The sequence below is a fragment of the Amycolatopsis sp. PSD-21 genome, from assembly GCF_055561455.1.
Genome location: NZ_CM145712.1, coordinates 5,627,964 through 5,647,527 on the forward strand (window position 1 = coordinate 5,627,964; position 19,564 = coordinate 5,647,527).

The 19,564-nt window shown below is 68.8% G+C and carries 20 protein-coding genes and 1 pseudogene; 7 read left to right on the forward strand and 14 right to left on the reverse strand.

Annotated features, from left to right (window positions below; genetic code table 11):
* Nucleotides 1-978: 978 nt before the first annotated feature.
* Together ACZ1DY_RS26290 and ACZ1DY_RS26295 are read right to left on the reverse strand one after the other, a co-directional pair.
* Nucleotides 979-2,211 (reverse strand): HNH endonuclease signature motif containing protein, encoded by a 1,233-nt coding sequence (locus ACZ1DY_RS26290; protein ID WP_465481201.1) that lies wholly within the window; start codon nt 2,209-2,211, stop codon nt 979-981.
* 56 nt (nt 2,212-2,267) lie between these two features.
* The gene (locus tag ACZ1DY_RS26295) at nt 2,268-3,320 is read right to left on the reverse strand and encodes an FAD-dependent oxidoreductase (RefSeq protein WP_465481202.1); all 1,053 of its coding nucleotides are present in this window, start codon (nt 3,318-3,320) and stop codon (nt 2,268-2,270) included.
* 81 nt (nt 3,321-3,401) lie between these two features.
* Here ACZ1DY_RS26295 and ACZ1DY_RS26300 point away from each other — a divergent pair, with 81 nt between their 5' ends.
* Nucleotides 3,402-3,965: a TetR/AcrR family transcriptional regulator gene (locus ACZ1DY_RS26300; RefSeq protein ID WP_465481203.1), complete on the forward strand. Its 564-nt coding sequence runs from the start codon at nt 3,402-3,404 to the stop codon at nt 3,963-3,965.
* Here the strand turns inward: ACZ1DY_RS26300 and ACZ1DY_RS26305 are convergent.
* The 6 genes from ACZ1DY_RS26305 to ACZ1DY_RS26330 form a co-directional block, all read right to left on the reverse strand.
* Nucleotides 3,962-4,960, reverse strand: coding sequence for a TerC/Alx family metal homeostasis membrane protein (locus ACZ1DY_RS26305; RefSeq protein ID WP_465481204.1), 999 nt, complete (start codon nt 4,958-4,960; stop codon nt 3,962-3,964). The two genes, ACZ1DY_RS26300 and ACZ1DY_RS26305, sit on opposite strands and share 4 nt — an antisense overlap.
* A gap of 39 nt (nt 4,961-4,999) precedes the next feature.
* The gene (locus ACZ1DY_RS26310) at nt 5,000-5,914 is read right to left on the reverse strand and encodes a LysR family transcriptional regulator (protein WP_465481205.1); all 915 of its coding nucleotides are present in this window, start codon (nt 5,912-5,914) and stop codon (nt 5,000-5,002) included.
* On the reverse strand, nt 5,911-7,092 hold the full coding sequence (locus ACZ1DY_RS26315) for a glycine C-acetyltransferase (protein ID WP_465481206.1): 1,182 nt from the start codon (nt 7,090-7,092) through the stop codon (nt 5,911-5,913). Before ACZ1DY_RS26315 ends, ACZ1DY_RS26310 begins: the two co-directional genes overlap by 4 nt.
* Complete coding sequence (tdh, locus tag ACZ1DY_RS26320) at nt 7,092-8,123, reverse strand: L-threonine 3-dehydrogenase (RefSeq protein WP_126737634.1); 1,032 nt, start codon at nt 8,121-8,123, stop codon at nt 7,092-7,094. The genes ACZ1DY_RS26315 and tdh overlap by 1 nt, the downstream gene beginning before the upstream one ends.
* Before the next feature lie 70 nt (nt 8,124-8,193).
* The gene (locus ACZ1DY_RS26325) at nt 8,194-8,874 is read right to left on the reverse strand and encodes a GNAT family N-acetyltransferase (RefSeq protein WP_257485969.1); all 681 of its coding nucleotides are present in this window, start codon (nt 8,872-8,874) and stop codon (nt 8,194-8,196) included.
* 55 nt (nt 8,875-8,929) lie between these two features.
* A complete protein-coding gene (locus tag ACZ1DY_RS26330) occupies nt 8,930-9,610 on the reverse strand; it encodes a TetR/AcrR family transcriptional regulator (protein ID WP_257485968.1) in 681 nt (226 codons plus the stop codon).
* A 66-nt stretch (nt 9,611-9,676) separates the two neighbouring features.
* Here ACZ1DY_RS26330 and ACZ1DY_RS26335 point away from each other — a divergent pair, with 66 nt between their 5' ends.
* A complete protein-coding gene (locus ACZ1DY_RS26335) occupies nt 9,677-10,432 on the forward strand; it encodes a zf-HC2 domain-containing protein (protein WP_257485967.1) in 756 nt (251 codons plus the stop codon).
* Nucleotides 10,433-10,436: 4 nt separating this feature from the next.
* On the opposite strand, the gene ACZ1DY_RS26340 is transcribed toward ACZ1DY_RS26335, so the two are convergent.
* Nucleotides 10,437-12,176: an ABC transporter ATP-binding protein gene (locus ACZ1DY_RS26340; RefSeq protein ID WP_465481207.1), complete on the reverse strand. Its 1,740-nt coding sequence runs from the start codon at nt 12,174-12,176 to the stop codon at nt 10,437-10,439.
* Between the two features lie 74 nt (nt 12,177-12,250).
* Between ACZ1DY_RS26340 and ACZ1DY_RS26345 the strand changes: the two genes are divergently transcribed.
* Together ACZ1DY_RS26345 and ACZ1DY_RS26350 are read left to right on the forward strand one after the other, a co-directional pair.
* Nucleotides 12,251-12,820 carry a TetR/AcrR family transcriptional regulator gene (locus ACZ1DY_RS26345; RefSeq protein WP_257485965.1) on the forward strand — a complete coding sequence of 190 codons (570 nt, stop codon included), beginning with the start codon at nt 12,251-12,253 and terminating at the stop codon, nt 12,818-12,820.
* A gap of 52 nt (nt 12,821-12,872) precedes the next feature.
* Nucleotides 12,873-13,742, forward strand: a complete 870-nt coding sequence (locus ACZ1DY_RS26350) for a lysostaphin resistance A-like protein (protein WP_465481208.1) — start codon at nt 12,873-12,875, stop codon at nt 13,740-13,742.
* A 225-nt stretch (nt 13,743-13,967) separates the two neighbouring features.
* On the opposite strand, the gene ACZ1DY_RS26355 is transcribed toward ACZ1DY_RS26350, so the two are convergent.
* Entirely contained in the window at nt 13,968-15,017 is a 1,050-nt protein-coding gene (locus ACZ1DY_RS26355; protein WP_378341914.1) for an NAD(P)-dependent alcohol dehydrogenase, read from the reverse strand.
* A gap of 88 nt (nt 15,018-15,105) precedes the next feature.
* Between ACZ1DY_RS26355 and ACZ1DY_RS26360 the strand changes: the two genes are divergently transcribed.
* The 3 genes from ACZ1DY_RS26360 (at nt 15,106) to ACZ1DY_RS26370 (ending at nt 17,153) form a co-directional block, all read left to right on the forward strand.
* On the forward strand, nt 15,106-15,714 hold the full coding sequence (locus tag ACZ1DY_RS26360) for a TetR/AcrR family transcriptional regulator (RefSeq protein WP_126737641.1): 609 nt from the start codon (nt 15,106-15,108) through the stop codon (nt 15,712-15,714).
* An 84-nt stretch (nt 15,715-15,798) separates the two neighbouring features.
* On the forward strand, nt 15,799-16,056 hold the full coding sequence (locus ACZ1DY_RS26365; RefSeq protein ID WP_465485836.1) for a hypothetical protein: 258 nt from the start codon (nt 15,799-15,801) through the stop codon (nt 16,054-16,056).
* A 32-nt stretch (nt 16,057-16,088) separates the two neighbouring features.
* Nucleotides 16,089-17,153: an MFS transporter gene (locus tag ACZ1DY_RS26370; RefSeq protein WP_465485712.1), complete on the forward strand. Its 1,065-nt coding sequence runs from the start codon at nt 16,089-16,091 to the stop codon at nt 17,151-17,153.
* 6 nt (nt 17,154-17,159) lie between these two features.
* On the opposite strand, the gene ACZ1DY_RS26375 is transcribed toward ACZ1DY_RS26370, so the two are convergent.
* From ACZ1DY_RS26375 to ACZ1DY_RS26390, 4 genes and pseudogenes are all read right to left on the reverse strand, one after another.
* Nucleotides 17,160-17,621, reverse strand: a complete 462-nt coding sequence (locus ACZ1DY_RS26375) for an ATP-binding protein (RefSeq protein ID WP_126737643.1) — start codon at nt 17,619-17,621, stop codon at nt 17,160-17,162.
* Nucleotides 17,622-17,711: 90 nt separating this feature from the next.
* Entirely contained in the window at nt 17,712-18,323 is a 612-nt protein-coding gene (locus tag ACZ1DY_RS26380; protein ID WP_465481209.1) for a TetR/AcrR family transcriptional regulator, read from the reverse strand.
* Nucleotides 18,323-19,156: a class I SAM-dependent methyltransferase gene (locus ACZ1DY_RS26385; RefSeq protein ID WP_465481210.1), complete on the reverse strand. Its 834-nt coding sequence runs from the start codon at nt 19,154-19,156 to the stop codon at nt 18,323-18,325. Before ACZ1DY_RS26385 ends, ACZ1DY_RS26380 begins: the two co-directional genes overlap by 1 nt.
* Nucleotides 19,157-19,233: 77 nt before the next feature.
* Nucleotides 19,234-19,431: pseudogene (locus ACZ1DY_RS26390) on the reverse strand (hypothetical protein); the annotation flags it as partial.
* Nucleotides 19,432-19,564 lie beyond the last annotated feature (133 nt).

Below are 19,564 nucleotides of genomic sequence, written 5' to 3' on the forward strand. Positions count from 1 at the left end.
GTCTGTCCGTGGGATCAGCTGTCATCGGATTTCGGTAATGGGCGGTGTGGTGGCGGGACTCGAGTGGTGCACGGTCTCCGTGGCCGTTTTCCGGCGACGGTGGGGGCCGGCGTCGGGGCGTAGCCACGAAAAGCGAGACACCGCCGCATGGCGCACCGCTCCTGACTCCGTAGCCGAATTTTGGCAACGAACCCAAGCCTGAGCAGCGTGGTCGGTTTCGGCGACGGGCCGAGGCCTGCGTCGATTGCGCAACTTGAGGTGGCGGACGCTAGGCGGATCGTAGCCACGAGGCGCCAGCGCCCGGCACATAGTCCCCTGGCTTCGTGGCCGGATTCTGGCAATGGTCGCAGGCCTCGGCGCCGTGGTCGGATTTTGGCACCGGGCCTACCGGCCTCGATTGCCCAACCCGGGGCGATGGACGCTAGCCGGATCGAAGCCATGAGGCACCATCACGTGGTGCGCGGTCTCTGGTTCCGTGAACGGATTCGGCAACCAACTCGGCCCCGGGCGCCGTGGCCGTTTTCCGGCGACAGGCTCGGTTAGGGAGTCGCATGACGAGCGCAGCCACAAGCCGCGAGAAGCCATCACAGGGTGCACCGCGCCTGGTTCCGTGGCCGAATTCCGGCAACGACACCAAACCTCGCCACCGTGGCCGTTTTCGGCGACGGCCCGAGACCGGCGTCGATTGCACAACCCGGGGCGGCGAACGTCAGCCGGATCGCAGCCACGAGACGCCAGCGCCCGGCACACCGCCCCTGGCTTCGTGGCCGAATTCCGGTAACGAAACCAAACCTCGGCACCGTGGCCGTTTTTCGGCGACGGCCCGAGACCGGCGTCGATTGCACAACTCGTGGTGGCGAACGTTAGCCGGATCGCAGTCGCGAGGCGCTAGCGCCCGGCACACCGTCCCTGGCTTCGTGGCCGGATTCCGGCAACGACACCAGCCCCGGGCAACCGTGGCCGTTTTCCGGTGATGGTTCAGAACGGTGGTTCCTCGGCGCGAGGTTCGTGCAGTGGCGGCGGTGTGCTGTCGTAACTCTGCCCAGTCGGCGTGGTGATGCTGAGGGTGCCGTCGGCGTCGAGCCGGTAGACCCAGCCAGGTTCATCCTTCAACCGGTGGTCCCGGCGGCACAGATCGATCAGCTCGGTATGGCTGGTGTGGCCGCCGTGCTGCCACGGCACCGCATGGTCGAGATCGCAGGCCTGGGCGACCCGGTGGCAGCCGGGTCTTCGGCATTCCCGGTCCCGCACCCGCACAAACTCCCCCAACCCCGCGGTGGGCCGATACCGGTCACGACCCAGATCCAGCACCTGCCCCGAGAGGGGGTCGGTGACGATCCGCCGCAACACCGTGTCCGCCCCCGACGCGATATGCCGGGCCAGGGCAGCCGGAATATGGCCGTGCCCGGCGAGTTCGGCGGGGTCATCGTTCAGCCCGAGATAGGTGTTCAAATCCATGTACAGGAACACCTCGGACCGTTCACTCCCATCCTGCCCACCCAGCAACAGATCAAGGGCCACGTCCGCGCGGAGCTGATCCAGAGTGCGAGTCTCGCCGCCGGTCTTGAGGGCGCGGGCTTCACGGTCGATCCGGGTGTAGGCGGCGGCGACCTTCTCCACCGGGCCGTCCTCGACCTCGATCGACGCCACCCCGGTCTCGCCGTGGCGGATCGACAACCGGCGCCCGGCACGATGCCGCTCCGCACGCCGGGCCGCGCCCTCGCGGTCGGCCATCATCGCCGCATGATTCGCCGCCTTCCGAACCTGCTCGGAATTCCGCCCCGGCAACCGATCCTCCAAGACCGCGTCCACCGCACGCGCATCGTCATCAGACAACCACGCAGTCGCGGCAGCGACCTTCATCGCCCCGTAACCACCCACCTTGCCCCGATCCAGCAACCCCAGCGTGCACGGAAGCCGCGTGGTCAACGCCTCCGCCGTCGACACCAGCCCAGCCGCATGACCGTCCACAACAGACAACCCCAGCGCGACCTCCTGCACCACACCGCCAGCGCCGTCACGGTGACGACTCAGCTGCGCCAACGCCCGGAACCGGACCGCCTCCAACCGCGCGATCCCCTCCGACGCAGCCACCGCAGCAGCGACAGCATCGTCGTCCTCCAATGTATCCAGCGCCGCATTGACCTCCTTCAAAACATCAGCCGACGTGATTTCCTTGAGTACCGCCACAATGGCGTTGCGTGTATCCACACACCGAAGCTACAACCGACCACCGACAAAAAGACCAATTCCCTTACACAGCAACACTAATCGACATCGAGCAACCCTTCGGCACCATTCTCCAGCCGCCGCGCGATCTCCTCCGACCGCGGCAACATGGTCTTCTCGTAAAGCGCGACAGCATCACCGACCGAAGCAGAGCCGGCCAGCGCGAGAGCGAGTTCACAAGCGTCGACCATGGACAGATTGACACCGACACCGAGCGGCGGCATCAGGTGAGCCGCATCGCCGAGTAAGGTCACCCAAGGCTTCTGCTCCCACCTGTGCGGAACGGGCAGGACGTACAACGGACGGTCGACGTACGGCCCGTCGTTCTCGGTGATCATCCGCAACATCGACGGCGACCAGCCGGAAAACGCGTCCAGCAGCCGACTTCGGACATCGGGCGTCGACCCGATCCAGTCCGCGGGCAGCCGCTGGATGATGTAGACCCGGATGTGGTCTCCACTGTTGCGCTGGGCGAAAAGGCACCGCTCGCCGTCGGCCGCCATCGCGCTGCCCTGGCCGACGAGTTCGGCGAGTTCGGGGTGCGCGTTCTCGACGTCGTCGAACCACGCCTCCAGGAAGGTGATCCCCGCGTATTCGGGCACGGCCGCGGAAACCGCCGGGCGGACCCGTGACCACGCGCCGTCGGCGCCGATGACCAGATCCGTCTCGACCGTCGCTCCGTCCGTGAACAGCAAGCGCCCGGGAGCTTCGACCCGATCCAGGGTCCGTCCCCAGTGGACAGTGCCCGGCTCCAGCGAGTCGAGCAGAAGCTCGCGGAGCTGACCGCGATCGATCTCCGGCTTGAACAACTCCCCTGCGGCGGGGACATGGTGCTCCAAGAGACGCCCAAGAGGATCCAGTTTGCGCATCTCCTGCCCTTCCGGGCGGGCGAGTGCGAAGAACTCGTCGAGCAGGCCGGCTTCGCGCAGGGCCAGCTGCCCGTCGTCCGCGTGGAGGTCGAGGGTGCCGCCCTGGTTCCGCGCCCGGGGATGCGGGTCGCGCTCGTAGACCGTCACGGGGACGCCGTGTTTCTGCAGGATGCGGGCACAGGTCAGGCCGCCGGGACCCGCTCCGATGATGCTGATCGTCATGACCCCAGAAAAGCAGAACGAGTTAAAAAGTGCAACGAGTCAACTTAGTGACCGCGACAACCCATGCGGTAGGGTGCGCTCATGGAGACACCGGGACGGCGTGAGCGCAAGAAGGCGGCCACCCGCCAAGCGCTGGCGGACGCCGCGCTGAAGTTGTTCCTGGCGCGGGGCTACGACCAGGTGAGCATCCGGGACATCGCCGAGGCGGCCGACGTCTCGACGACGACGCTGTTCAAGCACTTCCCCGGCAAGGAGGCGTTGGTCTTCGACGAGTCCCAGGACCGCGAAGAGCGCTTGGTCGCCGCGGTCCGGGAGCGCAAAAAGGGGCAGAGCATCGTCGAGGCGTTGCGCGAGTACGTGCTCGCGACGTGGCTTCCGCTCACGACACACCCCCAATACGCCGAGTTCACCGCGCTGGTGACCGGCACCCCGGCACTGCAGGAGTACGGCGAGCGCATGTGGACCCGGCACGCCGCGACCCTCGGCGCCGCGATCGCAGAAGACACCGGCGCGGACTCCGACGACATCGCCTGCCACGCGCTCGCGCGTTTCGTGCTGGACATCCCGGCGCTCACCAGGGGCCGCCCGGATCCGCGAGAGGACGTCGAGAGGATCTTCGATCTTCTCGAACGCGGCTGGCGCTAGTCCTCTTCGTGAGGGCGGGATCCGCGCAGCGAGCCCGGATGCGCCTTGACGGACGGATCCTTGCGGGTCTTGACCAGGCTCGCCACCGTCACCACGACGAGGATGCCGATGATCACCGACAGGCTGACCGGCGTCGAGATCTCCGGAACACGCTCGTCGATGTCCACGTGTGCCCAGTGCAGGATCAGCTTGATCCCGATGAACCCGAGGATCACCGCGAGCCCGGCCGACAGGTACACCAGACGGTCGAGCAGGCCCTTCACCAGGAAATACAGCGCTCGCAAGCCCAGCAGGGCGAACGCGTTGGCCGCGAAGACCAGGTACGGCTCGTCGGTGACGCCGAAGACCGCGGGGATCGAGTCCAGCGCGAACAGCAGGTCGATCCCGCCGATCGCGAGCAGCACCACGACCAGCGGCGTACCCACCTTCTTCCCGTCAACACGGGTCACGAGCTTGCCGCCGTCGTATTCGGTGGACAGCGGCAGCAGCCTCCGCGCGGACCGCACCACCACGTTGTTCTCGACGTCCGGATCCTCGTCGCGATGCCGGAACAGCTGGACGCCGGTGTAGATCAGCAACAGCCCGAACAGCAGGAACATGAAGGAGAACAAGGAAAGCAGCGTGGCGCCGAGCGCGATGAAGATCGCGCGCATGATCAGGGCGACGACGATGCCGAACGTGAGCACCTTGTGCTGATGTTCCTCGGGTACCGCGAAGGTGCTCATGATGATCACGAAGACGAAGAGGTTGTCGACGGACAGGCTCTTCTCGACGATGTAACCCGCGAAGTACTGCTGCCCGAAGTCGCCACCGTGCGCGAGCGTCAGCCAGACGCCGAACGCCACCGCGACCAGGATGTAGCCGACCGACCAGGCCACCGCCTCGGCGAAGCCGACCTTGTGCGGCCGCACCGCCGCGAGGATGAGATCGAGTGCCAGGAGCCCGAGCACCAGCCCGATCGTGACGATCCAGGTGAGGGCATCGATCTGGAGCATCCGCACCCTGTCTTTCCTTCGACGGCTGGTGCCAAGATCTTATGTGCGACTCCCGCGGTCCGCATTCGCATGGCCCGGCGCCGCGTCCAGCAGCGCGGCGAGCACGGTCTTGAGCAGCGGGTGGTCCGCGCTCCCCCGCCGGACGGCGGCGAACACGCGGCGCAGCGGCGGCTCGCCACGCAACGGGACGGCGACAGCTCCGTGGACGGCGGCGAAAGCGTTACGCGGCACCAGCGCCACACCCTCGCCCGCGGCGACCAGGGTGGTGATCGCGTGGAAATCGTCGGAGACGTGCCGGATCGCCGGGTTGGCGCAGACGATCATCAGCACGTCGCGGCACGGATTCCCGGGCTTCGGCGCGATCCACTCGTCGTCGGCGAGAGCTTCGATGTCCACTTCGGACGCTTCCGCGAGCCGGTGCGCGGTGGGCAGCACGACGTCGAACGGCTCCACGTACAGGGGGAACCGGGTGAGCCTGCTTTCATCCGTCCGTGGCGAAAGCCGGTACTCCTCGGTGATCGCCAGGTCGACCTCGCCGTCGAGCAGCAACGGGATGCTCGCGTGCCCCTCGACGTCCTGGACCTGTATCGACACGCCAGGCGAGCCGGCGCGCAAGGAGGCGATCGCCGGCGCGACGACCATCGTGATCGCGGAGGCGAAACTCGCCAGGCGCACCATGCCCTGGACACCGGAATCGAGCGCGGCCAGCGTGGCCTGCGCCCGTTCCAGTTCGGCCGCGACGGCGTTGGCGTGCACCACCATCAGTTCACCCGCGGGGGTCAGCGAAACCCGCCTGCCCCGGCGGCGAAGCAGCTGCTGGCCGCACTCTGCTTCGAGGGCGGCCAGCTGCTGGGAGACCGCGGACGGCGTGAGGTGCAGCGCCTGGCCCGCCGCCGTCACGGTTCCGTGGTCGGCGAGGGCACGCAGCACGCGCAGCCGTCGCGGATCGATCATTCGTCCATCATGGACCTTGCCGTTACGAACGCGTCGACGGCCCGGTTGACGTCGTCGGTCGAGTGCGCGGCCGACATCTGCGTCCGGATCCGCGCCTTACCGTGCGGCACCACCGGGTAGGAGAAACCGATCACGTAGATGCCCTGGTCGAGCAGCAGATCCGCCATCTTGCCGGCCTTGGCGGCGTCGCCGATCATCACCGGGATGATGGGGTGCTCGCCCGGCAGCAGGTCGAAGCCGGCCTCGGTCATCCGGCGCCGGAACAGCTCGGTGTTGGCGCGCAGCTTGTCCAGCAGCTCGCCCGAGGACTCCAGTAGTTCCAGCGTGGCGAGCGCGGCCGCGGTGATCGACGGCGCCAGCGAGTTCGAGAACAGGTACGGCCGCGAACGCTGCCGCAGCATCTCGACGATCTCCGCGCGGCCTGAGGTGTAACCGCCGCTCGCGCCGCCCAGCGCCTTGCCGAGGGTGCCGGTCAGCACGTCGACCTTGTCCTGGACGCCGAACAGCTCGGGCGTACCGCGGCCAGTCGGACCGGTGAAGCCGACGGCGTGCGAGTCGTCGACCATCACCAGCGCGTCGTAGCGCTCGGCCAGCTCGCAGATCTCGTCGAGCGGCGCGAGGTAACCGTCCATCGAGAACACGCCGTCGGTGGCGATCATCCGGTAGCGCGCGCCGGACGCCTCCTTCAGGCGGGCTTCCAGATCCGCGACGTCCCGGTTGCGGTAGCGCATCCGCTTCGCCTTGCACAGCCGGACGCCGTCGATGATCGACGCGTGGTTGAGCTCGTCGGAGATGATGACGTCCTGATCCGTCAGCAGCGTCTCGAAAAGCCCCGCGTTGGCGTCGAAACAGGAGCTGTAGAGGATCGTGTCCTCGGTGCCGAGGAATTCCGACAGCTTCGCCTCGAGCTCCTTGTGCGGCTGCTGGGTCCCGCAGATGAACCGCACCGACGCCATGCCGAAGCCCCAGCGGTCCAGCGCATCCTGGGCGGCCTTGATCAGCCTGGGGTGGTCGGCGAGGCCGAGGTAGTTGTTCGCGCAGAAGTTGAGGACGTCGCCGTCGCCGACACTGACCGAAGCCCGTTGCGGCCCCTGGATCACCCGCTCGCCCTTGTACAGCCCGGCTTCCCGGATCTCGGCGAGCCCGGCCTTGAGGTCGTCGCGCATCGCGCCGTACATCAGTTCTCCGTCCAGTCCAGAATGACCTTGCCGCAGCGGCCTTCCCTGGCCGTCGCGAACGCCTTCTCGTATTCGGTGTAGCCGAACCGGTGGGTGACCACCGGCGAGATGTCCAGCCCGGCCTGCAGCAGCACGGACATCGAGTACCACGTCTCGAACATCTCGCGTCCGTAGATCCCCTTGATCTGGATCATCTTCAGCACCACGGACGCGATGTCGACCGACACCTCGGAAGCGGGGAGGCCCAGGAGCGCCACACGGCCGCCGTGCGACATGTTCGCGATCATGTCGCGCAGCGCCTCGGGCCGTCCGCTCATCTCCATGCCGACGTCGAAGCCTTCGGCCATGCCGAGCCGCTCCTGCGCGTCGGCGATGGTCGAGGAGGAGACGTCCAGCGCGAGGTCGACGCCGACCTTGCGGGCCAGTTCCAGCCGGTGCTCGCTGACGTCGGTGACGACGACGTTGCGCGCGCCCGCGTGCCGCGCGATGGCGGCGGCCATGATGCCGATCGGGCCGGCGCCGGTGACCAGCACGTCCTCGCCGATGACGGGGAAGGACAGCGCGGTGTGCACGGCGTTGCCGAGCGGGTCGAAGATCGCGGCGATGTCGAGGTCGACCTTGGTGCGGTGCACCCAGGCGTTCATCTCGGGCAGGACGGCGTACTGCGCGAAGGCGCCGTCGGTGTGCACGCCGAGGCCCTTGGTCCTGGCGCACAGGTGACGCCGCCCGGCCTTGCAGTTGCGGCAGCTCCCGCAGACGAGGTGCCCCTCGCCGCTCACCAGGTCACCGACCTTGACTGTCGTCACCGACCGGCCGATCTCGACCACCTCGCCGACGAACTCGTGCCCGATGACCAGCGGCGCGGCGATGGTGCGCGCCGCCCAGTCGTCCCAGGAGTCGATGTGCAGATCGGTGCCGCAGATCCCGGCGCGCAGCACGCGGACGGCGACGTCGCCGGGGCCGACGACGGGGTCCGGCACGTCGGTGAGTTCCAGCCCGGGTGCTCGGTCGGCTTTGACCAATGCCTTCATGGCGCGAAGTCTGGCCCGCCCGTGTTGTTCAGTCCATCGCGAGTTTCTGAAATCCCTCGTTAGAGCAACTTCACAAGGAGCCCGGAACGCGGACCGACACGAAGTCCGGCCGCGGCTCCACCTCGAAACCGATCGACCGGTACAGGCGGATGGCCGAAGTGTTGGTCGCGGCCGCGTGCATCATCGGGCGTTCGCCGCGTGCCCGGATCCCCGCCGCCACCGCGCGGATGAGCCGCGTCGCCAGCCCTTGGCCGCGATACGCCGGGTCGGTGCAGACGGCGCTGATCTCCGTCCAGCCGGGTGGGTGCATCCGTTCCCCCGCCATCGCGACCAGTTCGCCGTCGCGCCGGATGCCCAGATAGGTCCCCAATTCGATGGTCCGTTTCCGGAACGGGCCGGGCTTGGTCCGTTCGACCAGCGCCAGCATCTCCGGGACGTCGTCCGGCCCCAGCACGACCGCTTCGGGATCTTCGGCGGCTTCGAGCGCGACGTCGACCAGCCGGACCCCGGCGATCCTGCCGAGGACCTCCCAGTCCGCCGGGACGGGCAGGGAATTGTGGACGGTCACGGTCTGGCCGGGACCCGCCAGCGCGGCGACGTCGGCCCACACGCCGTCGTCCGGTTCCGGCGGCAGGGCGAAGAACGGCGCGACGTCGACCTGGTAGCGCAGGACCTGGCCGGAGCGCTCCGCGAAGTGGGCGTGGGGGCCGGTCAGCGAAGCCCAAGCGGGATCGTCGAAGGGGGTGGCCATGATCGCTCCGACACCGACGGGCCGGCTTTCATTCCCGCTCCCACATCCTGAACGCTCAGCCACCCGGAACGAGCAGCGGTGAATGCGGGTCGAGTTCGATCCCCCGTTCGCGGAGCGTGTCGTCGATGACCCGCCAGATCCACCGCACCAGCTGGCCCGCGAGCTCCGGGAGTTCGAGGCCGCCTGGATTCTCCAGCCAGCGCGCGGCACTCGCGTCGACGAGGCCGACCAGCCCGAAGGCGAGCGGTTCGGCGATCCGGCCGTCCAGATCGAAGGTGTCGAGGTAGTGCTCGAACAGGATGGTGAGCTGCCGGGCGATCGCCGTTTTGACGTCGGTGATGGCGTCGCCGCGCCGCCCGGCCTGGGAATGCCGGGCGAGATAGCGGTAGAGGTTCCCGTATTCGGCGAGCCAGCCGGTATGGGCGCCGACCGCCATGGTGATCAGCTGCATCGGCGTCCCGCTCGGGTCCCACAGCGGGGCCAGCTCGGCGGTGATGAGCCGGACGGCGCGGTCGGCGATCGCGCGCTGCAGGTCGGCGGCGTCGTCGAAATGCTTGTACACCCGTGTTCTCGCCACCCCCGCCTCGTCGGCGATCTGTTCGGTGGAGACCTCCGGACCGTGCGCGGCGATCGCGCGCAGCGCCGCGTCGACGAACTCCCGGCGGCGGCGCTCACGCTGTCCCGCCCAGCGCGCCGCGCGGCCGTCCGGCCGAGGCACGTCGGCTTCAGGCGTCATCGCCCGGAGTTTATCGGCGGCCGGTTAGCAGGTACACTGCCGTACCCGTTACTTCGGGAGACCGCGATGAGGGAAGACGTCGACACCACGGCGGACGCCACGCTGCTCGACGCCTTCCGCGCCGGTGACATCGCCGCCGGCGAGACCCTGTTCCGGCGGCACGCCGAGCCGCTCCGCCGGATCGCCGCCGGCTGGGTCGCCGAGCCCGCCGAGCGGGACGACCTCGTCGCCGAGGCCTTCGTGCGAGTCCTGAGCGTCATCCGCGACGGCGGCGGCCCGCGGGAGAACCTCCGTCCTTATCTCGCGGTCACCATCCGGAATCTCGCGGCCAAATGGAGCCACCACCACAAACGGGTCGAGTTGTACGGCACGACCCCGGCGGTCGAAGAGCCCGCCGGGACGATGGGCGCCGACGAACTCCTCATCCTCCGCTCGAACGCCCGGCTGGCCTGGACCGCCTATTGCGCGCTCCCCGGCCGCTGGCGGACGGTGCTTTGGCGGACCGAAGCCGAAGGTGACTCGCCGAAGGTCGTCGCCCCGCTGTTGGGAGTCTCCCCCAACGGCGCCTCCGTTCTGGCCCTTCGAGCCCGCGAAGGACTCCGCCAGGCGTTCCTGCAGGCGCAGGTCCCCGAAACGAGAACGCCGTGCTGCCAGGAAGCCCGGCGCCGGATGGGCGCGTGGCTCCGCGGCGGCGTGCCGGGCCGCCGGGCGGACCTGATCACCGCGCATCTGGCGGACTGCGAGCCCTGCCGCACCGTCGCCACCCGGCTCGACGAGGTCAACCGCGAGATGCCGCCGGGTGTCCGCGCCGTCTCGGCATAGGAGATCAACCGGGCACCGGGGCGCCCTCCCCCGCGATCCGCAGCGCCTCCACCAGTTCCCGGTACAGCGTGTCGGTGGCGAGCAGATGTTCGTGGCTGCCGCTCGCGCGGACGCGGCCTTCCTCCATCACCACGATGGTGTCCGCGTCGATCACCGTGGACAGCCGGTGCGCCACGGTGACCACGGCGCCCTCGCGGGCCAGCCGCCGGATGCAGTCGTGGATCGCGCTCTCGGTCCGGCCGTCGACCTGCGCGGTCGCCTCGTCCAGCAGCACCACGTCCGGCGTGCGCAGGATCGCCCTGGCCAGCGCGATCCGCTGCCGTTCCCCGCCGGACACCGACGTCGACGAAAGCGGCGTGTCCAGTCCGTCGTCGAGCGCGGCGATCTTGTCGCTCAGCCGGACTTCGCCGAGAGCCCGCCGCACCTCTTCCTCGGTCGCGTCCGGATGGGTGAAGAGCAGGTTCTCCCGTATCGTCCCCGGCACGATCGGCGTCTCCTGCTCGACGTAGGCCAGCCGGCTCCGCACGTCCGCGTACGGCAGGTCCGCGTACTCGCGTCCGTCAAGCAGCAGCGCGCCCGACTCCGGCCGCACGAACCGCATGATCAGCGACAGCATCGTGGTCTTGCCAGCGCCGGACGGCCCGACGATCGCGGTGTGCCCGCGTCGCGGGATCTTCAGCGAGACGTCCCGCAGTGCCGGATCGCCGCCGTAGCCCGCGGTCACCCCACGCAGTTCCAGCACGGGACCGTCCTGTTTCCCTGACGGCTCCGTCCGGGCGGACGCCTGGTCCTCCTCCACCTCGAGCGCGTCCATCTCCCGGATCCGGCCCGCCGCGGCGATCCCCGCCTGCAACGCGGTCATGTTCTGGCTCAGTTCGGTGATCGGCTCCATCAGCGCGAACGCGTACAGCAGGAACGCGATGAGGCTCGACACCTCGAGCAGGCCCGCGTCGACCCGCCAGGCGCCGAGCCCGAGGATCACCAGGGTCGCGGCCTGGATGCCCGTCCAGGCCACCACCCAGGCGACGGCCTCGCGCCGCACCGCGCGGACGCCGTGCGTGGCGGCGGCTTCCGCGTCGACCAGGATCCGCTCGGACTGCCGGGCTTCGGCGCGGCTGGCCTTCACCGTGCGGATCGCCCGCAGCGCGCCCTCGAGGACGCCGCCGAGACGGCCGACGCGGTCCTGCGCCTTCTCCTGTTCCTTCGCGATGGCCGGCATCAGCCACGTGAACAGCGCGATGACCACGACCACGGCCGCCACCGTCGTCCCCAGCAGCACCGGGTCGAGCACGCTCATCAGCACCAGGGTGCCGACGAGCATCACCACGCCGTTGATCAGGCCGATCACGCTGGAGGACGCCGCCTCGCGCAACAGCACCGTGTCCGAGGTGACGCGGGTGACCAGCTCCCCCGTCGGCCGCTTGGTGATCGCGGGGATCGTCGCGCGGAAGAACCGCCGCACCATCGACTCCCGCGCCTTCAGCACCACCCGCTCGCCGACCGTGCCGAGCAGGATCCACTGCCCCAGCCAGATCACCGCGCCGACCACCATCAGGCCCGCCAGCGCCAGCACGGGACCCGCCAGCGACGCCGACGAACCGAGCGAGTCGAGCACCCACTTCGTGACCATGGGTGTGGCGAGGCCGGCCGCCGAACCGAGCAGGGCTAGCAGCAAGCCGATCGCGAGTGCCCCCTTGTGTGGTCTCGCGAACGACCACAGCACCTTCAATCGTGGAGTGTTCATGGTTCTCAATGGAACACGAGTGTTCTAAAATCGTCAAACGAGTTCCATATCGGAAGCGAGGTACGGTACCGGCCATGAGTGAGGGTGTGGTCACCGAGACGGGTGTCCGGGCGAGGACCCGGCGCGCGATCCTGGACGCGGCCATCGAGACGTTGACCAAGCAACCGGGCGCCTCGCTGGCCGACATCGCGGCGGCGGCGAACGTCGGGCGCACCACGGTGCACCGGTACTTCGCGGAGCGTTCGGACCTGATCGACGCGATCAGTCACGACGCCCTCGACAAGATCTCCCTGAGCACTCAGCGGGCCAGGCTCGACGACGGCCCGGTCCCCGCCGTGCTGGCGCGGCTGTGCCAGGAGTACTTCGAGCACGCCGACATCTTCCAGCTGCTGTTCACCATGCCGGATCTGGTGACCCGACCAGAATGGACGGAAGAGAGCGACGACGACCGCCGCCTGCTCCGGCTCATCGAACGCGGGCACGCCGAGGGCTCGATCGATCCGGCGATGACGAAGGAGTGGTTGCTGCAGCTGCTCTGGAGCATGCTCTACACGGCGTGGGAACTGGTGCGCGACAAGACACCGAAGCACGAGGCACTCACGTTGTGCCTGCGCAGCCTGGAAAAGGTCATCGCGGTCGGCTGAAGTCCTCCGAAGTGATGACGCGGACTCGCCCGTCTTCGAAGATCCTGTCCCGATGACAGAAAAACCGGTACCCGCCTGGGGAATTCTCTTCGGCGGGCTCGCGGTGTTCGTGGCCGCACCGGCGCTGCTGCTGGCGACCGGGCACGACACGATCAAGCCGTCCGCGGATTCGGACAAGGCGCTTTCCCTTGCCGGAGCGCTGATTCCGGCGCTGGCCGGGATCCTGCTGGTCCACGGGATCCCGCTCCACGCGCCGAACCTGCTCCCCGGCGTGCCCGACCGGCGCAGGCTCCGAAAGCAGGCGATGGCCCTGGCTCTCATCGCCTTCCTGTGGCCGCTGGCGTTGTTCCTGGTTTCGGCGGCGGGACACCAGACGCTGGTCCGCGACATCTGGGCGCTCGCCAAGCCGCTCGTGTTCCTCGTGCTGCCGTTGATTCTCCTGCGCACGCGCGGGGAACCCGATCCGTTCCGGCTCACGTGGTGGCCGCGGGAGCCATGGCGATGGCTCGCGCCGATCCCGGCGGTGCTCGTGTTCGGCTGGCTCTATGTCCTCAGCCCGCTCGCGCCGCCGCTCCCCACCTCGGAGGATTACCCCGACCCCGTATACCTGGCGGTCGGCGCCACCCTGACGTTCTTCACCGCGAACGTCCTCGAAGAGGTCTTCTTCCGCGGCATGCTGCAGACCCGGCTGGAGGCGCTTTTCGGGCGGTGGCCGGGAATCCTCCTGGCGGCGCTGCTGTTCGCGTGGCTGCATCTGCCGACGCACGGACAGGGGTCGCTTCCGCTCACGCTGGGCGCGATCGTGGCGTTCCAAGGGTTCTTCGGCCTGTTCACCGGCTACCTGTGGTCGCGCTACCGCAACCTTTGGGCGCCGATCGCCGCGCACACCGCGATGAACACCGTGCCCCTGCTGCTGATGTGAGCGCCGGGGTCGGGGAGGCGGTGTCGCGAAAGCCACTTTCGGGACACCAGACGTCGCGAAAGTGGCTTTCGCAACATGGTCGCCAGGGCAGTGTCGGGCGCGCGGCGGGCCGGGGTTGCGAAAGTGGCTTTCGCAACCCGCCGGCCAAGCCCAGCCCCTGGCCGGGTCTCGTGAGTGGTAAGGACGGTTAGAACCGTCCTTACCACTCACGAGACGGCAGGAAGGTCACGCGCCGATGGTCGCCGCGTCGATGACGAACCGGTACCGGACGTCGCTGTTCTCGACCCGGTCGTAGGCCACGTTCACCTGGTCGGCCGAGATCGTCTCGATCTCCGCGCCGATCCCGTGCTCGGCGCAGAAGTCGAGCATCTCCTGCGTCTCGGCGATCCCGCCGATCATCGAGCCGGCGAGCACCCTGTTCCCGCCGAGCAGCGAGAAGGCGTTGTACGACAACGGTTCGCCGGGCGCGCCGACGTTCACCATCGCCCCGCCGACGCGCAGCATGCCGAGGTAGGAGTCGACGGGCAGCGTCGCGGAAACGGTGTTGAGGATCAGGTCGAAGCGGCCGCGCAGCTGCTTGAACGTCGACGCGTCGCCGGTCGCGAAGTAGTCCTTCGCACCCAGCTTCAGGCCGTCCTCCTGCTTCTTCAGGCTCTGGCTGAGCACGGTGACCTCGGCGCCCATGGCGACCGCGATCTTGACCGCCATGTGGCCGAGTCCGCCGAGGCCGACGACGGCGACCTTCTTGCCCGGCCCGGCGCCCCAGCGGTTCAGCGGCGAGTAGGTGGTGATGCCCGCGCACAGCAGCGGGGCGGCGACGTCGAGGCCGATGCCTTCCGGGATGCGGCAGACGAAAGCGTCCTTCACGACGATCTGGCGGCTGTAGCCGCCGTAGGTGTTCTCGCCGTCGAAGCCGACGCCGTTGTAGGTCTGGATGTTGCCCTTGACGCAGAACTGCTCCGTGCCCGCCAGGCAGTATTCGCACTCACCACAGGAATCGACCATGCAGCCGACCCCGACGCGGTCACCGACCTGGTACTTCGTCACGTCGGAGCCGACCGCGGCGACGACGCCGGCGATCTCGTGACCGGGCACCATCGGGAAGATCGCGCTGCCCCAGTCCTCCTTCACCTGGTGGATGTCGCTGTGGCAGATCCCCGCGTACGCGATGTCGATCAGCACGTCGTCCGGACGCAGGTCGCGACGCTCGATCGTCGTCGGCGACAGTGCGGCGCCCGGGGACGGCGCGGCGATGGCGTGCGTGGTCGTCGTCATGAAACCCTCCGAGAAACAGTGAGACCATGTAAGAGGTCACTTACAACTAGCGTAAGAGGGCTCTTACATATTCCGCGACCGGGACGGTGTGATCCACGACATGGGCGGCAAGTACCATCACGGCGATCTTCGCGCCGAACTCGTGCGGGTCTCGCTGGACCTGATCGCCGAACAGGGACTCGGCGCGTTCTCGGTCGCCGAGGTCGCCAGGCGCGCGAAGGTCAGCCCGGGCGCGCCCTATCGGCACTTCCCGGACAAGGAGAGCCTGCTGGCCGCGCTCGCGGCCACCGTCGCCTGCCAACTGGCCGACAGGGTGCAGAAAGCCATCGAGGCCGAGAGCGAACCCGTCGCCGCGCTCGCCGCGGCCGCCGGCGCGTACACGGAGTACCTCATCGAACGCCGCGCCGGGATGAACATCATCTACTCGGACGGCTTGCAGGGCCCCGAGCACGCCGCACTGCACGAGCAGACCCGCCGCCTGACCGACCAGTTCGTCATGCTCTGCCTGACCGTCGCGGACCGGCCGCAGGACGGGCTCGAACTGATGGAGCAGCTGTTCACCCAGGCGCATGGTTACGGCACGTTCTACCTCGACGGCGTCTTCAAGAAACAGGGCTACTCCACGGAAGTCGTCGTCCGGAAGTCGATCGAGGCCGCCCGCGCCGCCATCGAAGGCCGCACGAAGAATGTGACGTGATTCACGTCCGATTTGTCCGATTACCGGGGCTCCCCGCGCCGACAGGATGCGAAGCGCAATCCTTTCGACGACAAGGAGAACCGCGTGAGCATCGGGCAAGAAGTCGGGTCGTGGCGGGAATTGGGCCGCCATACGAGCACGTCGGCGGTGCTGGCGGGCGGCGTGCTCGTCGGCGCGATCACCATCTACGTGGCGGCGAGTCTCCTGCCGACCGCCGTCCAGGACATCGGCGGGCGGCCGCTGTACGCCTGGACCATGACGGCGTTCCTGGTCGCCCAGGTCGTCGCGACCATTCAGGTGGGCCAGGCCCTTTCCGCTTCGGCGGCAAGGCTTCCTATCTGATCGGTTTCGGTGTCTTCGCCGCCGGCTCGGTCCTGTGCGCGGCGAGCCCGTCGATGCCGATCCTCCTGATCGGGCGCGGGACACAGGGGCTCGGCGCCGGCCTGCTGACCGGGCTCGGCTTCGCCCTGATCCATTCGGCGTTGCCGCCTCGGCTGTGGAGTCGGGGCAGCGCCCTGATCTCCGCGATGTTCGGAGTGGGCAACTTCGCGGGTCCAGCGCTCGGCGGTTTCGCGGCTCAGTTCGGTTCGTGGCGGGCGGCGTTCGCGATCCTCGCGGTGGCCGCGGGTGTGCTGGCGATCTTCGTGCCCCGCGCGCTTCCCGCCGTCGAACGCCCGGCGCAGTCGCCGCCGGTCCCGGTCGTTTCGCTGTCACTGATCGTCTGCGCCGCCGGGGCGGTGAGCGTGGCCGGGATCCTGTCCGACGTCCTCGCGATGGCGGCCTTCATCGCACTGGGTCTCGTGCTCGTCGGCGCGTTCCTGGTGACGGAAAACCGTGCAGTGGCGAGTGTTCTGCCCGCTTCGGTCTACCGGCGGGGTTCACGGCCGCGGTGGATCTACCTGACCATCATGGTGCTGGCGTCCGGCGTCGCGGTGGAGACGTTCTTGCCGCTGTTCGGCCAGCGGCTGGGCGGCCTTCCGCCCGCGGCGGCGGGATTCTTCGCCGCCGCGCTGTCCCTGGGCTGGTCGGTGAGCCAGCTCGTCAGCGCTTCCGCGCGTAAGACACGACGGCTGGTCCTGGCCGGGCCCGTCTGCCTCGCGGCGGGATTCGCGCTGCTGGGGCTGATGCAGACCGAGCAGCCGTCGCTACCTGTCGTGCTCGCCTGGCTGCCGGTGCTCTTCCTCGGTGGCACCGGAATCGGCATCGCGATGCCTCATCTGTCCGTCGCGGCGATGACCTCCGCCCCGGACGGCGAGGGCGGGCAGGCGGCGGCCGCGATCGCGACGATCCTGACGATGTCGACCGCGTTCGGCGCGGCCGTCGCCGGGTTGCTGGTCAACTTCGGCGGCACTTCGGTGGTCGCGTCGGCGAGGTGGCTGTTGTTCGGTTTCGCGGCGGTCTCCGCGCTCGGCCTGCTCACCGCGCGCCGCGCGGTCTGAGTCCGGTCAGTTCCGGGAGCGCCTCGTGCGCACGCGCGGGAGCGCTTCCGGACACCGGCCGTCGCACCGGATGTGGGCCCAGACGATCTTCCCGCCTCGCACGGACTCACGCCGGACGCCCCATTGCACGGCCACTCCGTCGACGACGAGCAGTCCGCGCCCGCGGGGATCCTCGATCTGCGAATACCGCGCCCGGGGCTGCTCGACACTGACGTCCGCGACCTCGATGCGCACCGCGCAGGGTGTCACGCCACGCCACAACTGGATGTGGCGTGCGCCACCCCCGTGCACGTAGGCGTTGGCGACGAGTTCCGTCGCGGCGAGCAGGACGTCGTCGCGGTGCCCCTCGCCGAGATCGGGAAGGCATCTGACCACCCAGGCACGCATGTCCGGCAACGCCCGCGGCGTCGTGGCTCGCAGGTCAAGCACCCAGGTTCCCGGCACCGGATGCTCCGCGATACTGATCATGGAGCCACCCTTCCCGTCGCGCGCGGCCTCCCTGCTGAAGTCGCACATCCGGGTTACCCAGAACGTCCGCCGATCAACCCGTGCCGGAGGTCATCGGACCGCGATACCCTCCAGCACCGTCCTGACCACGGCTTCCACCTCCGGCGAAGTGGTCATGGCCGGGCCGTGCGGAAGCAGACCGGAGAGCACCGTCTCATGGCAGACGCCGACCAGCATGGCCGTCGCCGCCCCGACATCGCCGTCGAGCCTGCCGAGTTCCTTTTCCGCTCGCAGGTATCCGGTGAGACGATCGCGCCAGGTCTCGCCGTCGCCCGCCCGTTCGCCGAACCGCGCGAGCACGACGGGGCGGGCCAGCAGGCCGGCGAACGCGGGCAGGATCTCCTTGTGCAGAGCCAACCCGTACGCCAGCTGGGCGCGAAGATTGGCCTCGACCGTAGCCGAACCGGGCTCGGGAAGCTCGCCGAGCCCGGCTTCCACTCTCCGTACGTGCTCCGCCAAGGCGTCGGCCAGCAACTCCTCCTTGTCGGCGAAATGGTTGTACAGCACGCCATCGGCGACTCCCGCCGCGCGCGCGATCGCCCGTACCGTGAGTTCCGCGGTGCCGTGCGCGGAGATCAGGTCCGCGGCGGTATCGATCAAGTGCTCGCGCAGGCTCCGGCCGTCCTCCGTGTGCCGCAGGGCCGCCGCTTTTCTCGGTGACATCAGGATTTCGCCCTGACCAGCCACGCGGCGCCGCGCAACCGGACACCGCCGGCCCCCTCGAATGGCCGCAGGGCGGCCGAAAGCGCTTCTCGCGCACTGTCCGCCGCTTCGGCGCTCACCTGGCCGAGGTGGTACTTCACCGGCCCCCAGTCCGCGATGAACCCGGCCGCGTCGGGAACATCGCTCCCCCAGACCTGGTCCGCTTCGACCCGGTCGCAGGCGACATCGAGGAATCCGGCGCCGGTCAGCACCGAGCGGATCCGCGCCGGGTCGGCGAACGCCGTCGGCCCCGTACCGTCCTCGCCGGTCGGGGTCGGCAGAAACGGTGCCAGAGCGCCGAAAACGGCACCGAGATCGGTTCCGGCGAGCGCGGTCATGCACAGAAAGGCGAGCTTCCCACCGGGTCGCATCGCGCGGCGCACGTTGGCGAAAGCGGCGACCGGATCGGCGAAGAACGTCACCGCGAACCGGCTGAGCGCGACGTCGAAAACCCCGTCCCCGAACGGGAAGACCTGGACGTCGCCCTGCTCGAACGCCACGTTCGCGACACCTTCGGCCTCCGCGCGCGCCCGCGCCGTCGCGAGCATCGGCGCGGACAGGTCGATCCCGGTCGCTGCCCCGAGCGGAGCACGGACGGCGGCGAGCCGGGTGACCTGCCCGTTGCCGCAGCCGATGTCGAGCACCCGGTCCCGCTCGCCGATTCCGGCGGCTTCGAACAGGAACTCGTTGAACCCGCTGTTCACCGCGTCGTAGCGCTCGTCGTGCTCGGCCCAATGCCGTCCCTCGTAGCCGTTCCACGCCTCCGACTGCGCGGTGTTGACGATGTCGGACATACCAGAACCTCCTTCGTTATGAACGTGCGTTCATGAACGCTTGTTCATACTGGAGGAGGTCTGGTCCGCCCGTCAAGCGGTGACGCTCCGGAATCCGCGCAGGCGCAGGCTGTTGAACACCACGAAGACCGAGCTGAAGGCCATCGCGGCTTCCGGGCGGTGAACGCCGCCGCCACCGAACCGCCGGTACCGAGCCAGAACATCAGCGTGCCGACGGCGAGCGCGATCACGATCGGCACGAAGACCGCCGAAACCCGGTCCGCCAGCCGTTGAACTAAGGAAGGAGGCCTTCACGACCTTGGTGACCGCCAGGGGACGAGTCGACCGGGAGCTCGTTTCATCGGGATTTCATGGCTCCGCTTTACGGTTCCGGCACCGATCCGCGGCCGCGGGCCGGAGGTCCACGAG

Excerpts from the sequence above, each read along its gene's own strand:
- ACZ1DY_RS26325 (WP_257485969.1), bottom strand. The coding sequence starts at position 8,874 with ATGGCCACCCCCTTCGACGATCCCGCTTGGGCTTCGCTGACCGGCCCC.
- ACZ1DY_RS26300 (WP_465481203.1), top strand. The coding sequence starts at position 3,402 with ATGGAGACACCGGGACGGCGTGAGCGCAAGAAGGCGGCCACCCGCCAA.
- ACZ1DY_RS26335 (WP_257485967.1), top strand. The coding sequence starts at position 9,677 with ATGAGGGAAGACGTCGACACCACGGCGGACGCCACGCTGCTCGACGCC.
- ACZ1DY_RS26305 (WP_465481204.1), bottom strand. The coding sequence starts at position 4,960 with ATGCTCCAGATCGATGCCCTCACCTGGATCGTCACGATCGGGCTGGTG.
- ACZ1DY_RS26355 (WP_378341914.1), bottom strand. The coding sequence starts at position 15,017 with ATGACGACGACCACGCACGCCATCGCCGCGCCGTCCCCGGGCGCCGCA.
- ACZ1DY_RS26375 (WP_126737643.1), bottom strand. The coding sequence starts at position 17,621 with ATGATCAGTATCGCGGAGCATCCGGTGCCGGGAACCTGGGTGCTTGAC.
- ACZ1DY_RS26380 (WP_465481209.1), bottom strand. The coding sequence starts at position 18,323 with ATGTCACCGAGAAAAGCGGCGGCCCTGCGGCACACGGAGGACGGCCGG.
- ACZ1DY_RS26345 (WP_257485965.1), top strand. The coding sequence starts at position 12,251 with ATGAGTGAGGGTGTGGTCACCGAGACGGGTGTCCGGGCGAGGACCCGG.
- ACZ1DY_RS26340 (WP_465481207.1), bottom strand. The coding sequence starts at position 12,176 with ATGAACACTCCACGATTGAAGGTGCTGTGGTCGTTCGCGAGACCACAC.
- ACZ1DY_RS26310 (WP_465481205.1), bottom strand. The coding sequence starts at position 5,914 with ATGATCGATCCGCGACGGCTGCGCGTGCTGCGTGCCCTCGCCGACCAC.
- ACZ1DY_RS26385 (WP_465481210.1), bottom strand. The coding sequence starts at position 19,156 with ATGTCCGACATCGTCAACACCGCGCAGTCGGAGGCGTGGAACGGCTAC.
- ACZ1DY_RS26350 (WP_465481208.1), top strand. The coding sequence starts at position 12,873 with ATGACAGAAAAACCGGTACCCGCCTGGGGAATTCTCTTCGGCGGGCTC.
- ACZ1DY_RS26330 (WP_257485968.1), bottom strand. The coding sequence starts at position 9,610 with ATGACGCCTGAAGCCGACGTGCCTCGGCCGGACGGCCGCGCGGCGCGC.
- ACZ1DY_RS26315 (WP_465481206.1), bottom strand. The coding sequence starts at position 7,092 with ATGTACGGCGCGATGCGCGACGACCTCAAGGCCGGGCTCGCCGAGATC.
- ACZ1DY_RS26295 (WP_465481202.1), bottom strand. The coding sequence starts at position 3,320 with ATGACGATCAGCATCATCGGAGCGGGTCCCGGCGGCCTGACCTGTGCC.
- tdh (WP_126737634.1), bottom strand. The coding sequence starts at position 8,123 with ATGAAGGCATTGGTCAAAGCCGACCGAGCACCCGGGCTGGAACTCACC.